Annotated in this window: 19 protein-coding genes and 1 pseudogene; 9 read left to right on the top strand and 11 right to left on the bottom strand. The window is 64.7% G+C overall.

Annotated elements, in window-relative coordinates; genetic code table 11:
- Positions 1-8: 8 nt before the first annotated feature.
- Positions 9-776, bottom strand: a complete 768-nt coding sequence (locus AC3FKH_RS24600; protein WP_488678399.1) for a 5'-methylthioadenosine/adenosylhomocysteine nucleosidase — start codon at positions 774-776, stop codon at positions 9-11.
- A 133-nt stretch (positions 777-909) separates the two neighbouring features.
- Between AC3FKH_RS24600 and AC3FKH_RS24595 the strand changes: the two genes are divergently transcribed.
- Genes AC3FKH_RS24595 through AC3FKH_RS24585 form a run of 3 tightly spaced genes read left to right on the top strand, consistent with a single transcriptional unit; the run spans position 910 to position 3,550 of the window.
- Positions 910-1,938: a DUF2157 domain-containing protein gene (locus AC3FKH_RS24595; protein ID WP_488678398.1), complete on the top strand. Its 1,029-nt coding sequence runs from the start codon at positions 910-912 to the stop codon at positions 1,936-1,938.
- Positions 1,935-3,059 (top strand): DUF4401 domain-containing protein, encoded by a 1,125-nt coding sequence (locus AC3FKH_RS24590; RefSeq protein WP_488678397.1) that lies wholly within the window; start codon positions 1,935-1,937, stop codon positions 3,057-3,059. The genes AC3FKH_RS24595 and AC3FKH_RS24590 overlap by 4 nt, the downstream gene beginning before the upstream one ends.
- Positions 3,056-3,550 carry a GDYXXLXY domain-containing protein gene (locus AC3FKH_RS24585; protein WP_488678396.1) on the top strand — a complete coding sequence of 165 codons (495 nt, stop codon included), beginning with the start codon at positions 3,056-3,058 and terminating at the stop codon, positions 3,548-3,550. Before AC3FKH_RS24590 ends, AC3FKH_RS24585 begins: the two co-directional genes overlap by 4 nt.
- Positions 3,551-3,586: 36 nt before the next feature.
- Here the strand turns inward: AC3FKH_RS24585 and AC3FKH_RS24580 are convergent, their stop codons facing one another.
- Together AC3FKH_RS24580 and ychF are read right to left on the bottom strand one after the other, a co-directional pair.
- A complete protein-coding gene (locus tag AC3FKH_RS24580) occupies positions 3,587-4,228 on the bottom strand; it encodes a LysE family translocator (RefSeq protein ID WP_488678395.1) in 642 nt (213 codons plus the stop codon).
- 268 nt (positions 4,229-4,496) lie between these two features.
- Positions 4,497-5,588, bottom strand: a complete 1,092-nt coding sequence (ychF, locus tag AC3FKH_RS24575; protein ID WP_488678394.1) for a redox-regulated ATPase YchF — start codon at positions 5,586-5,588, stop codon at positions 4,497-4,499.
- 116 nt (positions 5,589-5,704) lie between these two features.
- On the opposite strand from ychF, the gene AC3FKH_RS24570 reads away from it, so the two are divergent.
- The 5 genes from AC3FKH_RS24570 to AC3FKH_RS24550 all read left to right on the top strand — a co-directional run bounded on the left by AC3FKH_RS24570 (position 5,705) and on the right by AC3FKH_RS24550 (position 13,165).
- Positions 5,705-6,976 (top strand): UbiH/UbiF family hydroxylase, encoded by a 1,272-nt coding sequence (locus AC3FKH_RS24570; protein WP_488678393.1) that lies wholly within the window; start codon positions 5,705-5,707, stop codon positions 6,974-6,976.
- Between the two features lie 39 nt (positions 6,977-7,015).
- Positions 7,016-7,765, top strand: a complete 750-nt coding sequence (locus AC3FKH_RS24565) for a DsbC family protein (RefSeq protein ID WP_483709491.1) — start codon at positions 7,016-7,018, stop codon at positions 7,763-7,765.
- A 125-nt stretch (positions 7,766-7,890) separates the two neighbouring features.
- Entirely contained in the window at positions 7,891-8,895 is a 1,005-nt protein-coding gene (gene acuI / locus AC3FKH_RS24560; protein WP_488678392.1) for an acrylyl-CoA reductase (NADPH), read from the top strand.
- 77 nt (positions 8,896-8,972) lie between these two features.
- Entirely contained in the window at positions 8,973-10,787 is a 1,815-nt protein-coding gene (locus AC3FKH_RS24555) for a M61 family metallopeptidase (protein WP_488678485.1), read from the top strand.
- A 50-nt stretch (positions 10,788-10,837) separates the two neighbouring features.
- Complete coding sequence (locus AC3FKH_RS24550; protein ID WP_488678391.1) at positions 10,838-13,165, top strand: FUSC family protein; 2,328 nt, start codon at positions 10,838-10,840, stop codon at positions 13,163-13,165.
- A gap of 141 nt (positions 13,166-13,306) precedes the next feature.
- Here AC3FKH_RS24550 and AC3FKH_RS24545 read toward each other — a convergent pair whose 3' ends face one another.
- Complete coding sequence (locus tag AC3FKH_RS24545; protein ID WP_488678390.1) at positions 13,307-14,659, bottom strand: ABC transporter ATP-binding protein; 1,353 nt, start codon at positions 14,657-14,659, stop codon at positions 13,307-13,309.
- A 7-nt stretch (positions 14,660-14,666) separates the two neighbouring features.
- Positions 14,667-16,418, bottom strand: a complete 1,752-nt coding sequence (locus AC3FKH_RS24540) for an ABC transporter permease (protein WP_488678484.1) — start codon at positions 16,416-16,418, stop codon at positions 14,667-14,669.
- Positions 16,419-16,634: 216 nt separating this feature from the next.
- On the opposite strand from AC3FKH_RS24540, the gene AC3FKH_RS24535 reads away from it, so the two are divergent.
- On the top strand, positions 16,635-16,907 hold the full coding sequence (locus AC3FKH_RS24535) for an acylphosphatase (protein WP_488678389.1): 273 nt from the start codon (positions 16,635-16,637) through the stop codon (positions 16,905-16,907).
- A gap of 49 nt (positions 16,908-16,956) precedes the next feature.
- Here AC3FKH_RS24535 and AC3FKH_RS24530 read toward each other — a convergent pair.
- From AC3FKH_RS24530 to AC3FKH_RS24505, 6 genes and pseudogenes are all read right to left on the bottom strand, one after another.
- Positions 16,957-18,777: pseudogene (locus AC3FKH_RS24530) on the bottom strand (ImcF-related family protein); the annotation flags it as partial.
- A gap of 99 nt (positions 18,778-18,876) precedes the next feature.
- Entirely contained in the window at positions 18,877-20,106 is a 1,230-nt protein-coding gene (locus tag AC3FKH_RS24525; RefSeq protein ID WP_488678388.1) for a hypothetical protein, read from the bottom strand.
- Complete coding sequence (locus AC3FKH_RS24520) at positions 20,107-20,364, bottom strand: PAAR domain-containing protein (RefSeq protein WP_488678387.1); 258 nt, start codon at positions 20,362-20,364, stop codon at positions 20,107-20,109. It lies immediately after the preceding gene.
- Positions 20,365-20,509: 145 nt separating this feature from the next.
- The gene (locus AC3FKH_RS24515; protein ID WP_488678386.1) at positions 20,510-20,908 is read right to left on the bottom strand and encodes a hypothetical protein; all 399 of its coding nucleotides are present in this window, start codon (positions 20,906-20,908) and stop codon (positions 20,510-20,512) included.
- A gap of 4 nt (positions 20,909-20,912) precedes the next feature.
- The gene (locus AC3FKH_RS24510) at positions 20,913-23,279 is read right to left on the bottom strand and encodes a glycosyl hydrolase 108 family protein (RefSeq protein WP_488678385.1); all 2,367 of its coding nucleotides are present in this window, start codon (positions 23,277-23,279) and stop codon (positions 20,913-20,915) included.
- Positions 23,280-23,287: 8 nt separating this feature from the next.
- Entirely contained in the window at positions 23,288-25,606 is a 2,319-nt protein-coding gene (locus tag AC3FKH_RS24505) for a type VI secretion system Vgr family protein (protein ID WP_488678384.1), read from the bottom strand.
- Between the last annotated feature and the right edge of the window lie 21 nt (positions 25,607-25,627).

Raw genomic sequence — 25,627 nt, 5'->3', positions numbered from 1 at the left:
AGGGCGGATCAGGCGCGCGCTGCCAGGAAGCGGCGCAGGATGCCGTCCGAATAGTGGCTGGCCACGTCCTTCAGGAATGCCGGAAAATCCACATGCGCGCTATCGTCGGCGCGGTCAGAGATCGTCCGCATGACCGCGTACCGCACGCCGTATTCATGGCAGACCTGGGCCACGGCGGCGCCTTCCATCTCCACGGCCAGCAGGTCGGGCAGGCATTCGCGCAGCCCGGCGACAGCCGTGGCCGCGTTGATGAACTGGTCGCCGCTGGCAATCAATCCCAACTGCAGTGACGGCGTGCCGATGCCGAAACGCTCGCGCACGGCGGGCGGTACCTCGGTGGGCAGGTTCTCGCGCAGGAAGCTGTCCGCTGCGGCGCGCAGGGCTTCGGTCAGGTCCGGATCGGCGGGAAAGCGCGAGCGGTCCAGCAGCGGCACTTCATGGCGCGGGAACAGCGGACGGGCATCCAGGTCGTGCTGCATGGTCTCGCTGGCAATGACGATGTCGCCGACCCGCACGCCGTCGCCCACGCCGCCGGCCAGGCCGGTGAAGACGATCTCGTCCACGCCAAATTCGCGCACAAGCGTCGCCGTGGTGGCGGCCGCCGCGACCTTGCCGATGCGTGCCAATACCAGCACACAGGCCTGTCCGTGCAGGTGGCCAACGTGGTAGTCACGCATGCCGATACGGTGGATGGTCGCGCGCGCGTCTTCATGGCGCATGGCCGCGACCAGGCTGTCGACTTCATCATGCAGCGCGGCGAGGATGCCGAGGGTCATGGGGGCGTGTCCGGAACGAAAGGCCAAAGGATACCGGCAGCCACTGCCCTGGCATAGGCCGCCTTGACGAGTCCACGTGCGGCGGCAGCGGCGCTTTGCTAGAGTCATTCCATTCCGACTCCGGGACACGCGCATGACCCTCTCATCGACACCGGCAACCGGCCAACGCCGCGCCATCCGCCAGGCGCTAGCCGACTGGCGCGCAGAGGGCCGGCTGGCAGCCGGCAGCGTGGCGCGGCCCTGGGCGCGCACCGAGCCTGGGGCAGCCGACTGGCGCCGCTGGCTGGATCACGGCCTGCTGGCGCTGGGCACGGTGCTGCTGTGCGCCGGCGTCATCGTTTTCTTCGCCTTCAACTGGCAGGACCTGCACAAGTTCGCGAAATTCGCGGTGCTGGCCACGGCCATCAGCCTGCTCGCCGTGTTCGCGCTGTGCCGGCCGGCCGCCGACATGGCCGGACGTGCGGCGCTGGGGGGCGCGCAGGTACTGGCCGGCGTGCTGCTGGCGGTGATAGGGCAGACCTACCAGACCGGGGCCGACGCCTGGCAACTGTTCGCGCTGTGGACGCTGCTGGCCGTGCCATGGGCGCTTGCCGCGCGCGCGGCGCCGCACTGGTGGCTGGTGATCGTGATCGGCAACGTCGCGCTGCTGCGCTATTTCAGCGTGCGGCTCGGCGTCGGCGGCATGTTCGAACTGCTGTTCGATGCGCGACATGCACGCGTCACGACCTTGCTGTTGCTGGGTGCGGTCTTGCTGCAGCTGGCGCTGTGGGCGTGGCTCTGCGGGAATGCCGCCTCGCTGGGCTTCCGGGGCCAGGCCGGGGCGCGCATCCTGGCTGCATTGGCCTGCTTTCATGCGGGCTTCGCGGGCCTTTCCTCGCTGTTCGACAACCATCCCGACCTGTCGACCTTCGGGCTTGCGGCCATCGCGCTGCTGGCGCTGGGCTGGTGGTTCCGGCAGCGCGCCTTCGACATCGTGGTGTTGAGCCTGGCGAGCCTGACCGGCATCGTCCTGATCGTTGCCGCGGTCGGCCGGCTGCTGCTTGAGGGCAAGGCCGATTTCGGGGCCTTCCTGCTGCTCGGCCTGATTACCGTAGGCATGGCCGCCGGTGCGGCTGCCTGGCTGATGCGGGCGTACCGCGCGCAAGCCGTGGAGCTGACATGACCCATTCCATCCAGACCGAACAGGCCTTGTGGCGCGAGCTGGCCGCGCGTGGTGAGGTGCAGGGCGACCCTGTCGCCCGCGTGCGCACCCCCTGGGCCGTTCGTGCCCTGATGGGCGCGGCCGGGTGGCTGGGCGCGCTGTTCTTCCAGATGTTCTTCCTCGGCGCGGTCTTCGTCGCCGTGCGCGAGAACGCGGGCGCGATTGCGTTGACGGGCTTCGCCATGATCGTCCTCGCGGCCGTGCTTTACCGGCGCGGCGGCGCGGGCATCGCGCTCGGGCAGTTCGCGCTGGCCGTGAGCCTGAGTGGCCAGGGCATGGTGATCTACGGCGTCGCGGAATTGCTCGGCGGCGCGCGACGGATCGAGACCGCCGCCTTCTGGGTCTGCCTGGCCGTGTTCGAGGCGGCGCTGTACGCGCTGGTGCAGAACCGGCTGCACCGCTTCCTGGCCGCGCTGGGCGTGTGGATCGGGCTGGCGGTCGCCGTGCACATCGCGCTGACGGTTTCGGAGCGCCACGCATGGCTGGCCATACCGTGGTCGCTGGGCTGGCTGGCGCCGGCCGCATGCGCGCTGGCGGTGTGGTTCATGACCGCCGAGGAGCGCCTGTGCGCCGCAGGCCGGCACGGCGCGTTCGAGCCCGCGATCGACGCCACGCTCCTGTTCGCACTGGGCGCGGCGCTGGTAGTGACAGGCGCCACCCATCCGCTGGCGTGGCTCCAACTCCAGGAATCCGTGCCGCTGTTTGCCAGGGCGCGCTGGCTGCCGGGCCTGCTGGTCGGCGTGGTGCTGGTCGGCTTTGCGTTGCTGGAGTGCCGGCGTCTGGCACTTTCCTTTCCGGCTGTCGTCGCCGTGCTCGCCGGGACTGCGGCATTCAGTGTCCTGATGGCCGCCGCGCCCGCCGTGGCGGCCGGTGCGCTGGCGCTCGGACTGGCACTGCGGCGAGACTCGCTGCCATGGCTGGGCCTTGGCATCGCCGCCATCGCCATCGGCTTCATCTGGTACTACAGCTCGCTGCACTGGACGCTGCTGGCCAAGTCCATCACGCTGGCCGCGGCCGGCGTCACCCTGATCGCGTTGCGTCACTGGCTGCTGCATGCCATGCCCGCAAAGGAGATCGCATGAAACGCTGGATCACGATTGCCTGGGCGTTGACGCTGGCCTTGGCCGCGGTGGGTATCGCGGCCAAGGAGAAGCTGCTGGCGCGAGGGGACACCGTCTATCTCCGCCTGGCACCGGTCGACCCGCGCTCGCTGATGCAGGGCGACTACATGGCCCTGAACTTCGCCATCGGCGCTCCCATCCGTGAGGCGCAGCAGCCCCAGCGGCAGCGGCGCGACGGCGTCGCCGTCATCCGGCTCGATGCAAACGGCGTGGCTTCCTTCGTCCGCTTGCACGGGGATGAGCCGCTGGCATCCGGCGAACGGCTGCTTCGCTTCCAGACGGTCGAGTCGCGGTGGGGCGGTCTTCAGGTGCAGGTTTCGACCGATGCTTATTTCTTCCAGGAAGGTCAGGGCGGGCGCTTCGAGAAGGCGCGCTATGGGGAGTTCCGGGTGGATGGGAGCGGGCAGGCGTTGCTGGTGGGGTTGAGCGGGGAGGGGATGGAGAGGTTGTGAAGCTCCCGGTCCGCCACATCAAATGGAATGCACTCGTCAATGCAGGGCCTCGGCTGCTAACAGAATGGCCATCGAAATCATCAATCCGCCACCAATGATATTGAAGAACCTTAGCTTCCCCCCGCTGAATATTGTGCTCGAACTTGCAGCATGAGCGGCGGCGACCCACGCCGCGTCTATGACTAGTCCCAGGCCAATCGGTATCAGTGAAAAGCCCAGCAAGTTGAGAATGGGGCTGTCTGCGCCGTCGCTCATGAAGCTCGGGACGATCGAGCCAAACATGATCAGCGCTTTCGGATTGGTCGAGCCAACGATGATTCCGGCAACCAACGATTGCCGGCTCTTTTTTGGGTTATTTCCCCCTTCTGGCAGCGTTGGCCTGGAAAGGAATAAATATTGAAAGCCGATGCCCAGTAAAACCACGGCGCCCAGCAGCCGAATGAAAATCAAAGCATGGTCGGAGCGCACAAGCAGCGAGCCGATGCCAATCGCTACGATCACGGCAACACAATAGGTTCCGATCGCATTGCCGATCACACCCCGCAACGCATTCCTTCGTCCCACTGCTATGGTTTGCCCGACTAGAAACATGATGCTCGGGCCTGGAACTGCGATCAGCACAGCCGAGGTCAGTACGAGCCCTAAGACGCCGCTAAATGCATTCAGTTCTACAGGCATGGATAGTCCTTTATTGACCCCTGATTCGGGATCAGCGTCGCACCGTTGTAACAGGTTTCGGATTCTTGGAGGTATTCCAACATCCGTCAGAGGTTCAAACCTATGGAACAACGACTGTTGTTTGTTCCCGATCACCTGCCAGGCACGACGACCCATCATTAGCCTTCCCCTGCGATCCGGCGAAGAACTGAAAAAAAGCCCAGCAGTTGCTGGGCTTTCAGGTTGGTCTCGAAATGTCGTGAGACATCCCGAAATAACAGCTTTGGCGTCAAACGTTGAACAAGAAGTTCATCACATCCCCATCCTTCACCACATACTCCTTGCCTTCCGCCCGCATCTTGCCCGCTTCCTTGGCGCCGGTCTCGCCCTTGAGCGCGACGTAGTCCTCATAGGCGATGGTCTGCGCGCGGATGAAGCCGCGTTCGAAGTCGGTGTGGATCACGCCGGCGGCCTGCGGAGCGGTGTCGCCAATGTGGATGGTCCAGGCGCGGACTTCCTTCACGCCGGCGGTGAAGTAGGTCTGCAGCCCCAGAAGCTTGTAACCGGCGCGGATCACGCGGTCCAGGCCGGGTTCTTCCATGCCAAGGTCGGCCAGGAATTCGGCCTTGTCGGCGTCATCCAGGTCGGCGATCTCGGCCTCGATGGCGGCGCAGACGGCCACGACCGGGGAGCCGGTGGTCTTGGCGTACTCGCGTACCGTGTCCAGGTGCGGGTTGTTCTCGAAGCCGTCTTCACGGACGTTGGCCACATACATGGTCGGCTTGGCGGTGATCAGGCAGAACGGGCGGATGGCCTCCCACTCTTCCGGGGCCAGGTCGAGCGTGCGCACGGCCTTGGCCTGGTCGAGCACGGTCTGTGCCTTTTCCAGCACGGCGACCAGGCGTTGGGCTTCCTTGTCGCCGGCGCGTGCCGGCTTCACATAGCGCGCCAGAGCCTTCTCGACGGTGGCCAGGTCGGCCAGCGCCAGTTCGGTGTTGATCACCTCGATGTCCGACAGCGGATCGACCTTGCCGGCCACGTGGATCACATTATCGTCTTCGAAGCAACGCACAACGTGCGTGATAGCGTCGGTTTCGCGGATGTTGGCCAGGAACTGGTTGCCCAGGCCTTCGCCCTTGGAGGCGCCCGCCACCAGGCCGGCGATGTCGACGAATTCCACCACGGCGGGCAGGATGCGCTCGGGTTTGACGATCTCAGCCAGCTTGGCAAGCCTCGGGTCCGGCACTTCCACCACGCCAACATTGGGCTCGATGGTGCAGAACGGATAGTTCTCGGCGGCGATGCCGGCCTTGGTCAGGGCGTTGAACAGCGTGGACTTGCCGACGTTGGGCAGGCCGACGATGCCGCATTGGAGGCTCATGGTGTCTGGCGGGAAATTGCAAAACCCATATTCTAGCGGATGGGGCCCCCGGCCTAGCCCTGCCGGCCCTGCCCAGCCGGGGCTGCGGGGGGGGGGGACGTGGCTATAATCCAGCCATGACCCGATCCAATGCGTCCGTGCGTAATTCGTCAGCTTTCCAGATCGCCGTTGTCGGCGGCGGCATCGTGGGCAAGTCCTGCGCGCTGCTGCTGGCGCAGCAGGGCATGAACGTGGCCCTGGTCGCGCCGCGTTCCGCGCGCGCGCCGGCCGGTCCCGATGACTGGGACAGTCGCATCTATGCGTTTTCCGCGAGTTCCCAGGCGCTTCTGGAGCGCATGCGGGTCTGGGAGGCGCTCGACCCGGCCCGTATCCAGCCCGTGCGCGACATGCGCGTGTGCGGCGATGCCAGCGCCGCCGAAACCTCCCCGAGCCTCGACGGCGACCTGCATTTCTCGGCCTATGCCGCCGCGGTGCCGCAATTGGCGTGGATCGTCGAATCCGGCCTGGTGGAGCGGGCGCTCGATACCGCGCTGGGTTTCCAGCACCAGGTCCATTGGCATGACGATACCGCCGCCGGCTTCGAGCGCGATGCCGACGGCGCCACCCTCACGCTGTCCGGCGGCGCGAAGATCCGCGCGGCCTGTGTGGTCGGCGCCGACGGCGCGCGGTCCTGGGTGCGCCAGCAGTGCCATATCGGCGTGACCACGCGGCGTTATCGCCAGCTTGGCGTGGTGGCGAACTTCGAGTGCGAACGGCCGCATCACGACACGGCCTGGCAATGGTTCACGGGCGCGCCCGAAAAGCTCATGGCGGACGAAGAGGCAGCCAACGGCGAGATCCTGGCCATCCTGCCGCTGCCGGGCTCGCGCGTCTCGATGGTCTGGTCGGCCGACGAGGCCCACGCGCACGAATTGGTCGCACTGTCGCCCGAGGCGCTTGCCGCCACGGTGATGCAGGCGGCCGCCGGCGCGGTCGGCAGCCGCTTCGGCAAGCTGCGCTGCGTAACGCCGGCGCAGGGGTTCCCGCTGGTGCTGCAACGCGCGGAACAGTTCGTGCAGCCGCATCTGGCGCTGGTGGGCGATGCCGCGCACGTGGTGCATCCGCTGGCCGGGCAGGGCATGAACCTCGGGTTGCGCGATGTTGCGGAACTCGGCAAGGTCATGGCCGCCAAAGAACCTTTCCGCAGCGAGGGCGACCTGCGCCTGCTGCGCCGCTACGAACGGGCACGCGCCACCGACCTGCTGTCGCTGACCGCCGCGACCGACGGCCTGCACCGGCTGTTCTCGCTGCCCGGCAGCGTGGCGCGCGTGGTGCGCAATACCGGCATCCGCACCGTGGGCCGGCAGTCGCTGCTCAAGCGCTTCCTGATTGAACGGGCGCTCGGCTGACGCCGGGTGCCCGGACCCTGACCGAATACTGGAGTCGATATGTTCCAACTCATGCGCCGCCACCCCGCCTGGACCACTGCCATTGCCGGCGGTCTCGCGGCAGCAGGCTTTGCCATGCACGCCATGGCGGCAGGCGAACCCGGCACCGATCGCATCAAGGAATCCCTGCAGAAAATGCTGGGCGGCCGCGCCGAGGTGAAGAGCGTGACCAAGAGCCCGGTGCCCGGGCTGTTTGAGGTCAACGTCGGCGGACAGGTGGTCTACACCGACGCCACCGGCCGCTACGTCATCAATGGCGAGTTGATCGATACCAAGACCGGCACCAACCTGACCGAAGAGCGCATGGCGGACATCAACCGCATCAAGTGGTCCGACCTGCCGCTGGCGCGCGCCATCAAGTGGACCAAGGGCGACGGCAGCCGCCAGGTCGCCGTGTTCTCGGACCCGAACTGCGGCTACTGCAAGCGCATCGAGCAGACCTTCCAGCAGATGGACAACATCACGGTCTACACCTTCCTGTATCCCGTGCTGTCGCCGGATTCCTCGACCAAGGCGAAGCAGGTCTGGTGCTCCGCCGACCGCACCAAGGCCTGGCGCGACTGGATGCTCAACAAGGTCGCGCTGACCGGCAACGGCAGCTGCAAGACGCCGGTCGATGACAACCTCGCGCTCGGCCAGAGCCTGAACATCACCGGCACGCCTGCAGTGTTCTTCATGGACGGCACGCGCATTCCGGGCGCGGCCGATGCCGGCACGCTCGAACGCAAGCTCGCCAGCGTCAAGAAGTAAGGCGCGGCCGGTGTCCCGGCCCGAGCAACGGCCGGACCGAGTCCGGCCGTTTTGCATTCCGTATCTTCCCCGGATCATCCCATCGAGACAGACCGCCGCCCGGCAGGGCGGCACAGGAGACTTCCATGACGTTCCAGGCATTGCTGCTGACCCAGGCCGACGGTGCGACCCAGGCCAATATCGCCACGCTGGATGAAGCACAGTTGCCCGCAGACGGCGACGTGCTGGTCGCGGTCGACTATTCCACGATCAACTTCAAGGACGGGCTGGCCATCACCGGAAAAGTGCCGGTGGTGCGCCAGTGGCCGATGGTGGCCGGCATCGACGGCGCCGGCACGGTGCTGGAGTCCTCGCATCCGCGCTGGAAGGCCGGTGACAAGGTCATCCTGAACGGCTATGGCGTCGGCGAGACGCACTGGGGCTGCCTGGCGCAGCGCGCGCGCCTGAAGGGCGACTGGCTGGTGCGCCTGCCCGATGCCTTCACCACGCGGCAGGCGATGGCGATCGGCACGGCAGGCTACACCGCGATGCTGTCGGTGCTCGGGCTGGAGCGTGGCGGTGTCAATGGACCGGTGCGTGCGGGGGATGGCGAGGTGCTGGTCACCGGCGCTTCCGGTGGCGTGGGCACGGTGGCGATCGCGATCCTCGGCAAGCTCGGCTATCGCGTGGTGGCTTCCACCGGCAAGCGCGACGAGGCCGATTTCCTCAAGGCGCTCGGCGCCGCGGAGGTCATCGATCGCGCGGAGCTGTCCGCACCGGGCAAGCCGCTGCAGAAGGAACGCTGGGCGGCGGTAGTGGATGCGGTCGGCTCGCACACGCTGGTCAATGCCTGCGCGCAGGTGCGCTACGGCGGAGTGGTCACGGCATGCGGGCTGGCGCAAGGCATGGATTTCCCCGCGTCCGTGGCGCCCTTCATCCTGCGCGGCGTGACGCTGGCCGGCATCGACAGCGTGATGGCGGCGATGGCCTTGCGCGAGCAGGCCTGGGCGCGGCTGGCGACGGACCTGGAGCCGGACCGCCTCAACGCGATCACGCGCGAGATCGGACTGGGCGAGGCCGTCGAGGCCGGCCGCAGCATCGTCGAAGGCGGCCTGCGCGGACGCACGGTGGTCAACGTCAACCGCACCTGAGCGCGAACTGATCGCACGCGCCTGCGTGCGACAGCCTCGGCGGATCGCGCCGAATGACGAACGCTACAATCATGCCCATGACGCCGATCCGCTATGCCATCGCCCCGCTTCACCCTGAAGCGCATCTCTTCGCCGTCACCGTCACGGTGACTTCGCCCGATCCCGCCGGCCAGCGCTTCTTCCTGCCGGCCTGGATTCCAGGCAGCTACATGGTCCGCGACTTCGCCCGCCATATCGTGCGCATCCGCGCCGATGCGGGTGGCAAGCCGGTGGCGCTGAACAAGCTCGACAAGCAGAGCTGGCAGGCCGCGCCGGTCGATGCAGCCGCCGGTGCGCTCACGCTGAGCTATGAAGTCTATGCCTGGGACCTTTCCGTGCGCGCCGCGCATCTCGACACCACCCACGGCTTCTTCAATGGCAGTTCGGTGTTCCTGTGCGTGGACGGGCAACAGGACCAGCCCTGCACCGTGGATATCCACGTGCCTGCCGGCGACGCCTACCGCAACTGGCGCGTGGCCACCGCGATGCGCGAGGCCTCGGGCCGCGAGGGCGCGAAGCGCTATGGCTTCGGCCGCTACCAGGTCGCGGACTACGACGAACTGGTCGACCATCCAGTCGAAATGGGCGATTTCCTGCTGGCCAGCTTCCGCGCATGCGGTGCCCAGCATGACGTGGTGTTCACGGGCCGCGTGCCGCAGCTCGACATCGAGCGCGTCTGCCGCGACCTCAAGCGCATCTGCGAAGCGCAGATCCGCCTGTTCGAACCGCGCAGCGCGCGGGCGCCGTTCCTCGACAGCAATCGCCGCTACGTCTTCATGACGATGGTGACCACGGACGGCTACGGTGGCCTCGAGCATCGCGCCAGCACCGCGCTGATGTGCGCGCGCTCGGACCTGCCGGTGCGCGGCGACAGCGAGACCAGCGAGGGCTACCGCACCTTCCTGGGCCTGTGCAGCCACGAGTATTTCCACACCTGGAACGTCAAGCGCATCAAGCCCGCCGCGTTCGTGCCGTACCGGCTGCAGGAGGAAACCTACACGCCGCTGCTGTGGCTGTTCGAGGGCTTCACCAGCTACTACGACGACCTGGTGCTGGTGCGCTCGGGCTGCGTGACAGATGCGCAGTACGTCGAGATGCTGGCCAAGACGTGGAACGGCGTGCTGCGCGGCAACGGCCGCACCAAGCAGAGCGTGGCGGAAAGCTCGTTCGATGCATGGACCAAGTATTACCGGCAGGACGAAAACGCGCCGAATGCCATCGTCAGCTACTACACCAAGGGCTCGCTGGTAGCGCTGACGCTGGACCTGACCATCCGCGACAAGACCGGCGGCCGGCGCTCGCTCGATGACGTGATGCGCGCGCTGTGGCAGCGCTACGGGCGCGATTTCTACGCGCCGGATGCGGTGCAGCGTGGTGTCACCGAAGCAGAGGTCCATGCGCTGTTCGACGAGGTCACGGGCCTGCGCCTGGGGGCGCTGCTGCGCTCGCTGACCGAAGGCACCGGCGAACTGCCGCTGGCGCCGCTGTTCAGGCGCTTCGGCGTCAAGGCCGAGACGCAGAAGGCGAGCCGCACCGCGGCGCTCGGCATCAAGACCAAGACCGACGATGGCTGGGTGCGCGTGACGCAGGTGCTCGACGGCGGCGCGGCGCAGGCCGGCGGCGTATCCGCGGGCGACCTGCTGGCCGCGGTTGACGGCCTGCGCGTCGCGCCCGGCCAGCTCGACAAGCTGCTGGCGCGCTACCGTGCCACCGACCCGGTCACGCTGCATGTATTCCGGCGCGACGAGCTGCTGGTGCTGCCGTTGACGCTCGCGCGCGAACCCGCGACGCAGCACAAGCTGAGCCTGGAAGGCGGGCGCCACGCCGCGCGCACGCGCTGGCTGGGCCGCTGAAGTCCGCGTTCCCGATCGCCTCTCCGTCAGCCTGACCCAGCCACGCGTCCATGCAATACGCGCACGACCCCCGCACCTTCGTCTATTCGCACTATGTCTACCGTGGCCTGCGTTCGGCCACGGGCGTGATCGGCGCCACGCTGATCGCCCTGCAGTTCGCCGACCTGCCGACCGCGATGGTGGTGTCGATGGGCGCCCTGTGCACCAGCCTGATGGACCTGCCCAGCCCGCTGAACCACAAGTTCAACGAGATGCTGGCCAGCGTGCTGCTGTGCGGCGCCGTCACGCTGCTGGTGGCGCTGACCACGCCGTTTCCGCGCGTGATGCCGTTCGTGCTGGTGCTGGTCACCTTCATGGCCGGCATGATGACGGTGTACGGCAACAAGACGCTGCCGCTGCAGTTCTCCACGCTGTTCGTGATGACGCTGACCATCAACGAGGACTTCGTGGTGCGCCGCGCGCTGGAGCATACGGCGCTGTTCGTCGTCGGCGCGGTGGCCTACCTGGCGTACGCCATGCTCGTGAGCTGGGTGAACGAGCGCCGGACCAAGCAGCAGATCCTGGCCGAGTCGCTGTACGAGATGGCCAGCTATCTGGAGGTCAAGGCCCGCTTCTACGACGCCGGCAATGACTACGAGGCCCAGTTCAACCAGCTGGTGCGCCAGCAGATCGTCGTGGCCGAGCGCCAGCAGGCCGCGCGCGACCTGGTGCTGCGCGGCAACCGCACGCCGCACGACGGGCTGCTGGTGCAGGTGCACCTGCGCATGCTGGACCTGTACGAGTACATCCTGTCGACCAACACCGACTATCCGCTGCTGCGCCGGACCTTCGGCAGCACGCCGGTGCTGGACCACCTGCGCAAGCTGGTGATGCTGATGTGCGAGGACGTGGAGGAAATCGCCTACGAGGTTACGCGCGGGCGCCCGTCCTATGCCGCGGTGGATTATCGCGAAGGGCTGCACGCAGTGGAGGCCGAGATTGCCCAGCTGCGCCACCACCACATCCCTCCCGCAGCCATGACGGCGCTGGTGGATACCCTGGACATGATCCGCGGCGCCATCACGCTGGTCGGGCAGCTGCACGAGGCGTCGCGCACGCCCGTGGAGCCGGCCAAGGTGCTGCCTGGGGCCGACATGACGCCGTTCCTCACGCGCCAGAAATACGAACTCGGCGTGCTGCGCGACAACCTCAGGTGGCGCGCACCCGCGTTCCGCTTCGCGCTGCGGATCTCGATGGCGGTGGCGCTCGGCCTGTGGATCGCGGACCACGTGCCGTACGCCTCGCACGGCTACTGGATCCTGCTGACCATCATCGTCATCCTGAAGCCCAACTTCAGCATGACCAAGCAGCGCTACAACGACCGCGTGATCGGCACGCTGATCGGCTGCATCATCTCCGTGGGCATCCTGAAGGTGTTCCACGAGCCGCTGATCCTGCTCGGTTTCCTGTTCCTGGCGCTGGTGGCCAGCGCGGCGTTCGTCACCATCAAGTACCGCTATACGGCGATCGCGGCCTGCGTGCAGGTGCTTATCCAGATCAACCTGCTGATGCCGAGCACGCAGAATGCCGCGGGCGAGCGGCTGGTGGATACGGTGATCGGCGGCATCATTGCCTCGCTGTTCAGCTTTGTGCTGCCAAGCTGGGAATATCGCGCCATTCCCAAGCTGGTGGAGAACGTGCTGCAGGCCAACCGCCGCTACATCGTAGCCACACGGGACCTGCTGCTGCGTCGAGCCAAGGACGACTTTGCCTACCGCGTGCAGCGCAAGCAGTTCATGGATGCGCTGTCGGCACTGATCGGCTCGTTCCAGCGCATGCTCGACGAGCCCAAGAGCCGGCACCGTGCCGTGGACAACCTGAACCGCTTCATCGTGCAGAACTACCTGGTGGCGGCGCATGTGGCGGCGGCGCGCATCCAGGTGCGGCAGCACTACGAAGAACTCGATATTCCCGCGGCGGAAGCCGCGATCGAACAGGCCACGGAGGCGGCCAGCCACAGCCTGCAGCTGGCCGTCGAACGGCTGGCGGCGGACGACCGCACGGGTAGCCGCGGCGCCGGCTTTATCCGCGCCGCCGAGCCGGTGGCCAGTGCCGCCGGCCCGTCGCTGGAAGACTCGCTGCCGGAAGGGCCGCCGCCCGAACACGCCGATGACCGGCGTGCGCGGCTGGCCGATTCCGCCGACCGGCGCCGTGCCGATGAGCTCGCGCATGCCGCGGCGGCAAGGGAGTCCGTCCACGAAGCCGGCCCGACGGCCAGCTCCACGGGGCGCCCGGCCAATGCGGTGCTGGAGCGCCGGCTACGCGCGCTGCGCGAGGATGCGGCCAAGATCGCGCTGCGCACCGGCGCGATCGGGCGGGCAATGCGGATGCGGGACTGAGGAACGGCGCAGGAGCCGACTACACCCCCGGCCCCTCTACGAAGTCCAGCCCATCGCATCGCATCGAGACACGCCAACCCTCACCCCCGACCCCTCTCCCATGCATGGGAGAGGGGAGTCACGCGTCAGAAGGTTGTCAGGTTATCGTTCTACGCCAGCTTCCCCTTCCTCCTGTTCCTCCCTCGGCAACGTCAGCATCCCGCTGTTATAGCTGTACTCATACACCTCGCCATGGCGCCCCCAGTCGATCGCCACGGACAGCACGCGCTCAGCTTCCTCCGGCTTGAGGAACGCTTCCAGCTCGCGCAGCACCTGCTCTTCGCCGACTTCGCCGTCTTCCGACGCTTCCAGTTCGCGCCGGATATGCGTGGCCAGTGCGACATGCCCCAGCAATTGCCGGCCGAACATGGCCTTGCGCTCGTTCGGCTCGGCCGCATAATATTCGCGGCCGGTCCCGGTGGTGGTGATGTCGCCGCGCTCGATATGCGCGAGCTGCAACAGTTGCAAGGCTTCGCAGGCCGGCAGCAGGTCGTCGTCGGTCAGCCCGGCCTCGTCGGCCAGGTGCGGCAGGTCCGCGCGGCCATTGAACGGGGGTTCCGACAGCAGGTCCAGGATGGCGTCCATCTGGCTGATGTCCACGTCCGGCAGCCGGTAGCCGATCTGGCGCGACGGTGCCAGTGCCGGCACGCGCGGCTCGGGCGCCGCGGGCGAGGTCATCAGCATGTAGACCTCGTCGATCAGCGCGCGCACCTGGGCGGCATCGCGGTTGCGCGGGCGCGGGAACGGCACGCGCACTTCGGCGCGGATGCGGCCCGGATCGCTCGACAGGATGACGATGCGGTCGGCCATCATCACCGCTTCCTCGATATTGTGCGAAACGATCAGGATGCTGCGGATATTGGCGCGGCCGCTCTCCCACAGGTCCAGCATTTCGTCGCGCAGGGTTTCGCCGGTGAGCACGTCGAGCGCGGAAAACGCTTCGTCCATCAGCAGCAGGTCGGGCTGCGTCACGAGCGCGCGTGCGATGCCTACGCGCTGGCGCATGCCGCCGGACAGCTCGCGCGGCAGCGCGCCATTGAAGCCCGACAGCCCGATCATGTCGATGGCCGCCTCGGCGCGGCGCGCGCGTTCGGCCTTGGGCACACCCTGGGCTTCCAGCCCGAGTTCCACGTTCTGCTGCACCGTGAGCCACGGGAACAGCGCGAACGACTGGAACACCATGGCGATGCCTTCGGCCGTGCCGTTCAGGCGGCTGCCGCGGAACTGCACATCGCCGCGGTCGGCGCCGACCAGCCCGGCCATGATGCGCAACAGCGTCGACTTGCCCGAGCCCGATTTGCCGAGCATGGCCACGATTTCGCCTTCGCGCAGCGTCAGGTCGACGCCTTCCAGCACGGCGCGGTCGCTGCGGCTGGCGGTGCGGAACATCTTGGAGACGCCGCGCAGTTCGATCACGGCCGGTGCCGTGACGGCGGGGTTCTGGTTTTCTGCCATCGTTGCCTTACAAGCGGGTGCGCTCCTGCGCGAGTTGATACAGGCGGTTCCACAGCAGCCGGTTGAAGCCGACCACGAACAGCGCCATCACGCCGATGCCCAGCGCGATGCGCGGGAAATCGCCGCGCGCGGTGGTTTCGGCGATATAGCTGCCCAGCCCCGTGGCGACCAGCGTGCGGTCGCCCCAGGTCACATATTCCGCCACGATGCTGGCATTCCACGAACCGCCGGCCGCCGTCACCAGCCCGGTCAGCAGGCTCGGGAACACCGCGGGGATCAGGAAGCGCTTCCACAGCAGCCAGCCGCGCAGGCCGAAATTGCGCGCCGCCAGCTTCAGTTCGGTCGGGATGCCCGAGGCGCCGGCCACCACATTGAACAGGATGTACCACTGCGTGCCGAAGATCAGCAGCGGGCTGAGCCAGATTTCCGGATTCAGGCCAAAGCGCACGATCAGCATGACCACCAGCGGGAACATCAGGTTGGCCGGGAAGGCCGCCAGGAACTGCGCCACCGGCTGCGCAATGCGGGCCACCGACGGGTTCAGGCCGATACGGATGCCGATCGGCACCCAGATCACCGCCGCCAGCGCGATCAGCAGGATCACCCGCACCATGGTCAGCGTGCCCAGCCACACCACATGGGCGACCTCGGCCAGGCCCACTTCGCTGTGCACGAAGTACATCACGCGGCCCAGCGCGGCCAGCGCCACCAGCAGGATCACGGCATTGCCGGCGCGCTCGCGCCATTGCGCGCGGCGCGGATCGGGTTCGGCGGGCACGCGGCCTTGCCGACGCGCGCCCCATGCCAGCGTGCGCTCGGCCAGCGCCGCCGTGCGCACCAGCAAGGCCCGCACCCATTCCGAGCGGCGCAGCAGGTCGAGCAGCCACGACTCGGGCTCCTTGTCCTGGGACAGCGTCTCGAAGCGGAAGCGGTCGGCCCATGCCACCAGCGGGCGGAACAGCAGCTGGTCATACACCAGGATGCCGACCAGCATGGCGACGATGGCCCAGCCGATGGCGGCCAGGTCCTGCTGCTGGATGGCCAGCGCGATATAGGAGCCGATCCCGGGCAGCCGGATATCGTGGCCGGACACCGAAATGGCTTCCGACGCCACTACGAAGAACCAGCCGCCGGACATCGACATCATCATGTTCCACAGCAGGCCGGGCATGGCGAACGGCACTTCCAGCCGCCAGAAGCGCTGCCACGGCGACAGGCGGAACATGGCCGCCGCCTCGAGCAAGTCGCCGGGGATGGTGCGAAACGACTGATACAGGCTGAAGGCCATGTTCCAGGCCTGCGAGGTGAAGATTGCAAAGATCGCCGCGCACTCCACGCCGATCAGGTTGCCCGGGAACAGCGCGATGAAGCCGGTCACCGTGATCGAGAGGAAGCCCAGCACCGGGATCGATTGCAGGATATCCAGCGCGGGCACCAGCACCTTCTCGGCCGTGCGATTCTTCGACGCCAGCGCCGCGAAGCCAAGCGAGAACACCAGCGACGCCGCCAGGGCGGCCAGCATGCGGATGCTGGTGCGCATCAGGTAGTAGGGCAGGTAGGCGATGTCGAGGTGCACCGTCATCGGCTCGCCAGGCACGAACGGCACGTTCATCTGCTGTGCGGCGAACGCCACCATGACGATGATCGCCAGGAGGATCGGCAGCAGCGCGAAGTCGAAGCGGTTGGGCGGCGCGGTCAGCAGCTGGCTGTCATAGCCGGGTGCGGGCGTGGCCGGGTTGTCGTTGGCGGGTTGCTGCATCATGGCGCTTGGTGGGCTGGCGCAGCCGGCATGGCGGTGACCGGCGCGGAAGGGGCGGCCCATGGAAGGGACCTGGCTGATGGCTGGGTGCCGGCGGCATCACGTCTTGTGGCGTGCATTCTCTGGTAACGCCTGGGACAGCCGTCTAGTTTACGTCTTGTGGATGACATGCCGGTGTAGCGGGTCCGCCGGCACGCGGTCAAGGAGGAAGATGCCATGGAAACCTGGCACATGACGGCGCATGGGCGCGTGCAGGGCGTGGGCTACCGTGCGGGCTGCGCGCAGGCGGCCATTTCGCTGGGGCTCAAGGGCTGGGTGCGCAACCGGACCGACGGCACGGTCGAAGTCATGGCTGCCGGCACGGTGTTGCAGCTGGAGGCGCTACGCGACTGGATGCAGTCCGGTCCGCCGGCCTCGCAGGTCACGCATGTGGACGTGGAGCCGGGGCAGGGAAGGTTCGAGGATTTTGATCTACGGCCGACGGTTTAAGCGTGGCTTGCCGCGGCCGGCGCAGGTCTATCGCTGTTGCGTGCGTCCTTCATTGGGCTCGTCGGGACAGGGAACGCCTGGCCGACGGCGCGGCATCGGCCACTGTCCCCGCGCGCGCGTCCAGGAACACGCGTGGCGATATCCTGAGGCCGAGCAAGGAAAGCAGTTCCAGCATCCCGGCACCGGACTCGCTGCGCATCTGGAACTGGATTTCGGGCACCTTGTCCGTGTCCGCCCCGATTGCCACGGTCCCGGTGTCGGTGTCGGTGTCGGGTACGGCGGGCCAGCCAATCTGATACGTCGCGCCATCGACCTGCCGGATGTGTCCGCGCGCGAGCATGCGCAGCAGCCCGAAGCGTCCGGCAAACTCGTAGCTCTTGTTCGTCCCCGCGTTTTCGGTCTGCCACTGCAGCCGGGTGCCGAGGTCCGGCAGATGGTTCGACGGCCACGCCATACGCTGCCAGCTTTCGCGTTGGTTGTAGTAGTGCAGCTTCTGGCCGTCGATGATCAGCACGGTATCTGTCAGCCCCGGCGTCGGCACGGGCTTGAGTTCGAAGCGGTACTGCGGCTCCCCCTGCACCAGCAGGCGGGCACCGATGCGCTGCATCAGGTTGATGAACTTCAGAAACTCCGGGTCAAAGGCGATGCCCCGCGCCCCGACGGCCGGGACCCATTGATTGCCCTGGAGTTCCAGGACGCCGGCCAGCTGGGTGGTCAGGAACGCCTGGACGCGGCCCCCTTGCGGGCGCACGAACTGGGCAAACTCCGGCAACGAGGCATCGTTGACCGTGTCGGCAAACGGATAACGTCCGGCAAAGGACTGGTTCCAGTCGCCGACCACGGCGCGATTCCACAGGTCGTTCAGGCTCGCCTGCGCGGGCAGCACGATGGTCTGTGTCGCCTGGGTGATGGGGCGCACGAACAGGGTTTCGCCCATGCCGGCCCATTCGGTGCCGAGGCTGGCTGCCATCAGTTCGGCATAGGCGCGCGTGTCTGCCAGCTCCGAGCCCTTCCCCTGGAACAGCGCCTGCGCCAACTGGCGCGCCTGCTCGTCAGCGTCGGGGCTGCCATTGACCTGTTGCAGCCGCAGACGCAGGGCGGTGGCCCGGTCGAGGAAGCGCTGCAAGCTCAGGTCGCTGTTGGCAGTGCCTTGCCCGGATTGGCCCACAAGGCGCAGCACCGGCCCGAAGGCCGCATCCAGCGGTCCGACCGGCTCGGCCTTGGCAGCGTGCGAGGTGTCGCTCTTGCTGGTGAGCATGTCCTTCGCCTTGTTCACCAGCGCGTCCGACAGGGACGGCTTCTGCATACCGGCGCCACCCTGGTATTCCAGTGCCTTCATCAGCGCGATCACCGGCGACTGGCGCGCATCGGCTAACAACTTGAGCTGCCCGATTGCCGCTGGCAGCTTAGGAGCAGGCTCCCACTGCAGCGCGTTCATGAAGTCCTGCCATCGCTCGGCATAGTCGGCAAAGTACTGTTGCGTCAGCGCCGCGCGCAGTTCGTCGGCGGACTGGTTCGGCTGGTTACTACCCGCTTGGGCACCGGCCAGCACCCAGTCGGTGCTTACGTCGCGGCGCTTAACGGCCTCTTCGATGGCATCCGCGATGTAGCCCTCGTAAGCCTGGCGGGTGAAAACCCCGGGCACGATGGCCGAGGCACGCAACAGTCCACGCGTGTCGGTGCCCAGGGTCAGCGACGCGAGGGTCTGGTCCGGATACTTGCTGCCGATGCCGTCCAGAATCTGCTGGTAGACCGTGTCCTGCGCGTTGCGCGCGCCGATCACCGCCAGCAGCGTCTGGCGTGCGCCAGCGACGAGTTCAGGGCGTGACGCGATCTTCCAGTCGGGGTTCGCCTTCAGGTGTCGCGCATGCCGGTCGCAGCGCCCATGCGCTGACGGCCAGCGCAACGTAGATGATAAACATGGCAATCCCGAGAAAGATACCTGCCGGCGATACGGGTTTGTGGTCGCTCATATCTGCTTCCTGCACACGAGGGCAATCATGTTGTGACCGTCCTGGGACAGCACGAGTTGGGGAGATGATGTGCGGAATGTGTGCGCGATGGCGAGTACGGTAGCCAGCCACGCACCGGCGCCAGCGCAGTTTCCGACGGATTCGCAGATATCAATCCACTGGGTCTGCTGGTAGTCGGGCAAGGACTTGAGCTCCTGCACCAATTCTTCGGTGGGCAAATGGCACCAGACTGCCCCGATTTGGGCTGCCTCGGCCTTTGCCCAACGCGTGGCGAGATTTAGAGCCTTGGCCGCAGCGCCAGTGGCGGGCCGATGAAGTCTCAGTGCGGGCGCCGGCACGGATGGGCAGGCGACGCCTGGGGGCCCAAGCAGCAGGGCGACACCGGCTTCCGCCTCGCCGTCGACCAGGCGTCGGCTGATGGCACGGCGAAGTTGAATAGCGATGAGCAGTTGCGCATCGTTGGTCCTCATACCGTCGTGCCATTTGTCCACCTCTGAAAGCGGTAGATCCTCGGCGCTCGACGTTGCAGTGACTCGCAATGCAGGGGCCTTGGCCAGCAGAAGCTTTTTCAAATCGGCGCCGACATCTTGGGGGTCCAACAAGGACTGAAGACTTAAATGAACCTGCAGGGCACAGCCCGCCGGCAATGCTTCCAGCCTAGGCGCGATTTCCCCCATCAATTCGGCGAGCAGCCATTCGCTCACAACGCGATGACGCTGGTGCTCCCCTAACACGTTGCCCGGATAGAACGGCTTTCCGGGGATCTCCAGCCAGCGGGCGTGAACATCGCTGTCCGGATCGGCCCCGCTTGGCCGAACACTCAGTCGAGTGGTGCCACTGACGACGCATTCGAGGTCGTTGGCGTCCCTGTCGCCAGCAAAGCGCCATGCATGCCCGAGCACGGATAGCGGCCTGCTCGCCTCCTCGTGACATTGCGCTTCGATCTTGTCTCTAGCCAGGTTGTCGGCTCGTGCGGTATCGCGTCGCATGTGGCCATAGCCCAGCGACAGCGCAAGGCAGAACGACCAGAGGGCACATGGATAAACGAGGCAACAGAGCCAGAACAGCGGCACGTTGGTGGACTTGTCAGGCGGCCACAGGACAATTGTGAGTGCGATCGCCGCACCGAGGACAACGAGGAGTAGCGCTGACCAGAACAGTACCGATGGACGTGGCGGTGCCGGCACCAACACCTGCAGCGGCACTCGGTGGAAATCAACCGGCATCTATCGCACCGTCGCGCCGCGTGAGCGGGCAATTAGCACGCTTCCGCATTGGGTGGCGTCTCCATCGCGCGCCAGCCGGACGCCTGCATCCGTCATCCCGGCGCTGCCGGATGTGACGGGATTGTCGCCGTGAATCGGGCAGGACATGAGATCGCCGACGCGGGCCGTGCGGCGGCCATTTACCTTGATGCGGTCGGAGCCATTGAGGACTTTACCGCCGTGGGTGGTGAAGTCGCCTTCGTATGGGAGGGTTTTCATTTGTGAAGTACATCTAAAGGTTCATTACACAGCTTCGCTGTGACTGTTTTACCAACCCGGCCTCCGCGTCGGTGGCATACCAGTCACCCGTCATCCTCGCTCACCGAAATGATCAGTTCGTTACGGAGGTCCACCGCAGACTTAATCAATTTCTTTGCAAAATGGCATCATGTGGCGCATAAAAGTCACCACCAGGTGGGCTGATTATAATTTTCCAGATCAGGCGGCCTTTGTGAAGTCGCATTGTGGCTCTACCTTGTCTGGCGTTAAAGAATGAAGAAAATTCAACTGTGGCTGATTTTCCCGATGAATCGATTTCACCATGAACGTTGGGATTTGTTTCATCATCACAATCAACTCTGTCGCCATTTAAGGCGACTGCGCAGTATTGGCCGACAATCATCTTGCCATCTTGCTTTAAATCGATGGAGAAAGTCCTGGACTGCGGGGCTGCCGACCAGTTCCATGTTCCGGAGAAGGATGCCGGCAAAGCTGCCGTCGAAGTCAGCAGCACAATTGCGGAAATAAGTAGAAGTTTATTCATGGAATTATTGTTTATAGCCCACGCACCTATCAACTCTGGCTAACCAACCCTTCAAGAATTTGTGATTCTTGGTTTCCTTCCCGCTGGAGTCATAGGCCAGAGATGTGTAGTATTTCTTTCTTGCTGCTCCTATATTGATTGTTAGATCATCCTGGTCTTCTATTGAATTGATTTCATCAATAAAGTCGGATGACATGCTGTTGTTTATTTCTATTTCTTTTTTGTATTTATCGATAAGAACTTCTTTAATCTTTTTTATGGCTTTTCCTGACGTTATAGTCCAATCATATATGATCAATGCGGTTTTCTCATTTTTTATCCCACAAAATCCTCGTGGTTCCCAGTAGTTGTTGAAGTAAATCACTTCCGCCTGCTCATCGGTAAGGATCTTTAGATTATCTAGCGTTGGGTCCACCCCGATGTCGGATTTGGCGTATGCTGTCCACGTATCCCACGCGATACCCTTGTTGGTTGCCCCGCCAGAATCATGTGGATCGTTAACGTAGCCGCCTTCGTTGAGCAAAACTATCTTTGAGATTTTTAGAAACCGAGATCTACAGTCACACCCCCCAGTGAAGTTTCCGACCAGACCAATCGGGTGGATATGAAACACGTCCGATTCCGGAAGATCAGAGACACCTGGCTTCACCTCATCCCACCAGGCCAGCTTCTCGATCCGCTTCTTCTCCGCCTCGTGCTGGGTTTTCACCCCCGTCTGCCTTTCAATTTCCTGTATAAACTGCTGCCACTTGGCCGGATTGGCCCATTCGCTCTCGTGCTTGATAATGAGGCGCGACATCTGCCATGCCCGCCACGGGTCTTTGGCGGCGTCGCACAGTTCATCAGCAGCGCGGCTGCCATCTCCGGTTGAACAAATGGCGCGATAGACCTTGGCCATCAGAGGGCTCAGCTTGCCGAGCGCAGCAGGCTCCGGCACGTTCGCCCCCATCACGTAGGCCACGTAGGCCTTGGCAGTAGCAAACATCGTATGCGTAGGGTCGTGCGAGTCTTCAAACGTCTCGAAGTCGGTCCAGGATTGTGCAAACTCGCGCGTAACCCGACCGCCTGCGAAGTTCTTCTCCCGTACCCAGCCGCTGATGTCGTTGCGCAGCATGTTCGCTCCGTCCACCTTCCACCAGTTCAGCTTGAGTTGATCGCTACCCGCTGTGGTTTCCATGCGCGGGTTGTTCGGACGCCTGGCTAGTTCGGCAAAGTTGTGAACCAGAACGACATCCGTGCGGGGCGCGTCGTTTCCCTCGTTAAATGCCTTGTGATACAGCTTCGTGCCCTTGGCAACTCGCAGGATCGTGGGATCGCTGGGCAGCCCCAGTTCCTTCCAGTCCTCGGTCTTGAATGCGTGCTCGTCAATCCATGCGCGCCCTTGCTGAAGAAAGATCTTGATGTTCTCCCCACAGAACACCTCGATATGAACCATGCGGTTCGAGCTGCGCTGGTTGAGGGAGTCGTAGCGTCCCAGATGGCCGATCAGATCCCCCGCCTTGACCTTAATGGGCGTCGGCGGGATGACGACCCGATCAAAGGCGAAGTCCGGCATGATCTCGCTGACCACCTCTCCACCGTGCTCCCTGCCCAGGAACGCCCATCCGCCGATGGCTGCGGCGGCCGCCACGAAGCCGTCTCCCTTGGGCGGGTATGGCTGCGCGCCTTGCGTGTCTTTGATCTTTCCCCAGTTGCCCGACCGTTCGCTGATGCTGAACTGCGCCCCCTGAGGCAGGATGCAAACGGGTGTTCCGTGCGGATGGGTCGTGCGGACTCGTAGCCCTTTCTGTTCGACAGGTGCGGTCCTGCCATGCGGGCTTGGGAATGGCTTGTCCCGGGCAAATTCGGTGACCTTGAATTCCGGAGCCCAGTACGGGGGTTTTGGCAGGGTCTTTTCGCTCTCGTAACCCGCGAAATCCTGCAGGTGCATGTACAGGCTAAAGAAGGTCAGGCTGGTGCCACGAGGAAACTCCATCGCGTGGCGCACGAGGGCAAAGCCGGTGCTATACGGGGCGCTGATGGCAGGCTGACCGCCCTGCGCGGGCAGTTCGCTGACCGGGTATGTCCGATTCATGCGCCATGCCACGACCTCGCCATCGGCGAGGCAACGCACGCCACCCTTGAGATCCAGGGACTGGCCGGCTCCAGCCTCGGTGATATGGATACCGCCGTGCCACATGCCTCTGCTGCTGATGGAATAGGACCCCAATGGCTCCTTCTTCAGCAGTTTATGGAATTCATGTTCGTCCGTAATCTCGGCTGGATTTTTGCCTTGGCCCTCTGCCTTCTTGCGGAACGGAAAGGCAAACCGCAGCGACTTCAGTGGCGGATTGGGCCGATCGGGCGGGTTGGTCGGTGTGGTATTCGCCATGGAGTCGCCTACTCAGAGAATCCGAAGTTCATATCGCCCTTGATGTCTTTGACGGGCGCGTTTGTCCAGTTGGGGAACGTGAAATTTCCCCCGGCAGGACCGTCGACATTGAGGTTACCCCTGGCTTCAATCTCGCCACTCGGGCTGGCAAGGATGATCTTGCCGTGTTCGATCTTGATGTACGCGCCGGAGCCATCGCCCAGCGTGATGCCCTTGGACGCCGTGATCATGACCTTGCCCTCGGACGAACTTAGCGTGGCGTCCTTCAGTGCGAATAGTTCCAGCGCATCACCTTGCGCCTGCACCTGGACCTTGCCTTTTGCTGCAAAAATGCGGATACCGAGCTTCGCTGCGAACAAGGAAATCAGCTCTCCGGCTGCTGCGGTGATGCGCTTGAACACCCCGATGTCGAGGCCATTCCCGGCAGTCATGAACATCTGTTTGCGCGTTGCAAGCTGCATGTTCTGACCGCTTGCAATACCGACCCCATCTGGAGCGGTGGCGAGGAGGACCGGCTTCTGCAACTTTGAAAGCCGCAGTTCAATCAGGTCGCGCTGCTGGTCGATCTCGGCCAGCCACGCTTTTGCCGCATTGGCGGAGTCATTCAGGTTACGCAGGAGATCCATGGCCTGACGTAGCGTGTCATCGGCATTCTGCATGTCGAGTTGCGGACCGCCAGCGTTAGGCTGGTCATCTGCCGAGAGAAAGAGCCCCTTACCACCGCGTACGGCGCCATGCCCACTCGTCCGCAACTCGAACCCATCCCCCCGCTTCTTCCTCTTGCCATCAACCAGATACCCCAGGTTGAGCTGCGTCTTCCCCCCGTATTCCGTGGACAGCTTGATGCCCTCCTGGCCTTCCCAGTCCTCCATGCGCAGCTTGTTGTTGCTCTGCGTGCGAATGACATTGCGTGACAGCCACTGGTGCTGGTTGGTGACGAGATCGCCGTGCTCGCTGTTGTGCATTGCGTGCGCGATGTACGGCCGGTTCGGATTGCCGTCATGAAAGGCGATCGCCACTTCCGTTCCATCGATCAACGGGAAGTGGGAGCCCGTCTGCAGGGCGCCCGCGAAGGGCTTGGCCAGGCGCAGCGGCACGCTCTCGTCACCCTTGGGCCACTCGTCGAAGTCCAGGTCGAAGCGGACGACGTAGTGGCCGTCCTTGGTGAGGTACGCGTATTTGTACTTGCCTGGCGAGGTGACACGGCCACTGAGCGTGCCTGACATGCGCGGCCACTTCGCATCGTTGATTGGCAGGCGGAAACGCCGGTCCGAGGGAATGGCCTTGTATGTGTTGCGGTACGCCTCATCGCGAGCGCCGGTGTGGATGACCTCGGTGATGACCTGCCCGTTAGGCGCATCGGGCAACGCGATGTCCATGCGCAAGATGCGCGCCGGGCGCAGTTCCAGCACATTGCTCTCGCCCTCGTAAATGACCTGTTGGGCCAGCGCGGCTTCGTGGCGCAGTTGCGCTTCCCATTTGGCGCTGTCCTGATCGAGGTGGTGGGTGCCGTAGATGTAAGGCTGCCCATAGGTTGTGTGGTCCTTGGGCGCGATGTTGGCCTCGGCGCTGAATCGCTCGTAGGCCTTGGCCGGGTTGTAGTCGGCCGCGAGGAACGACTCCGGCACCGTTTTCGCATGGGTCTGGAGGGCAAACACCGCTTCGATGCCGGCCTCCAGACCCGCTGTCTCGCGGTAAGGCACTCTCAATTCAGGCTGATAGATGTAATGGTCGATGTCATCGCCAAATACAATCATCTCGCCGAACTTGCCGGGTACGAAGTAAGAGTACAACCCCTCCTGTTCCATCAACAGCCGGATGTACTCCCAATCGGACATCTGGTGTTGCAATCTGAAGTTGTGCACCGGGTACTGGCGCCGCGTCTTGAAGTCAAACTGGTGTCCCAGCAGGTCGTGGCTTCGCAGGATGGCTTCGATGATCTGCGGTGCACTCTTGTGCTGGTAGACACGGCTTCGGGATGTCAGTCCAAGCAGCGCCACCTCTGGCTGCACCACCATCTCGTAGGCACAGAAGTCTTGCGTCTGGCGGGTCTTGGCAAAGCTGGTGATGCGTCCGGCGAAGCGTCGCGGCTCGCTGCCATCCGCTGGCTGGATGACAAAGGTGGCCGGCTTGGTAAGGTAGTCGGCCCGGTCCAGTTCCAGTGGATGGGTCAGTTGGACGGTCAGCTCGTACGGTTCGCCCAGACGCTCCACGGCCCTGAACGACGCCACCGAAAGCCCGCTTGCGCTGGATGCGCTGCGGATTTCCAGAAAGTACGCTTGCCTGCCAGTCACCAGCGCTGCTGGATCACTCCATCGCTCGCCCATTGTCGATTTCCTTTTTCGGCA

The organism is Cupriavidus sp. 21MJTG02-4 (assembly GCF_057798975.1).
Note: the sequence above shows the minus strand (reverse complement) of the source record. Positions and strands in the feature narration are given on the sequence as shown.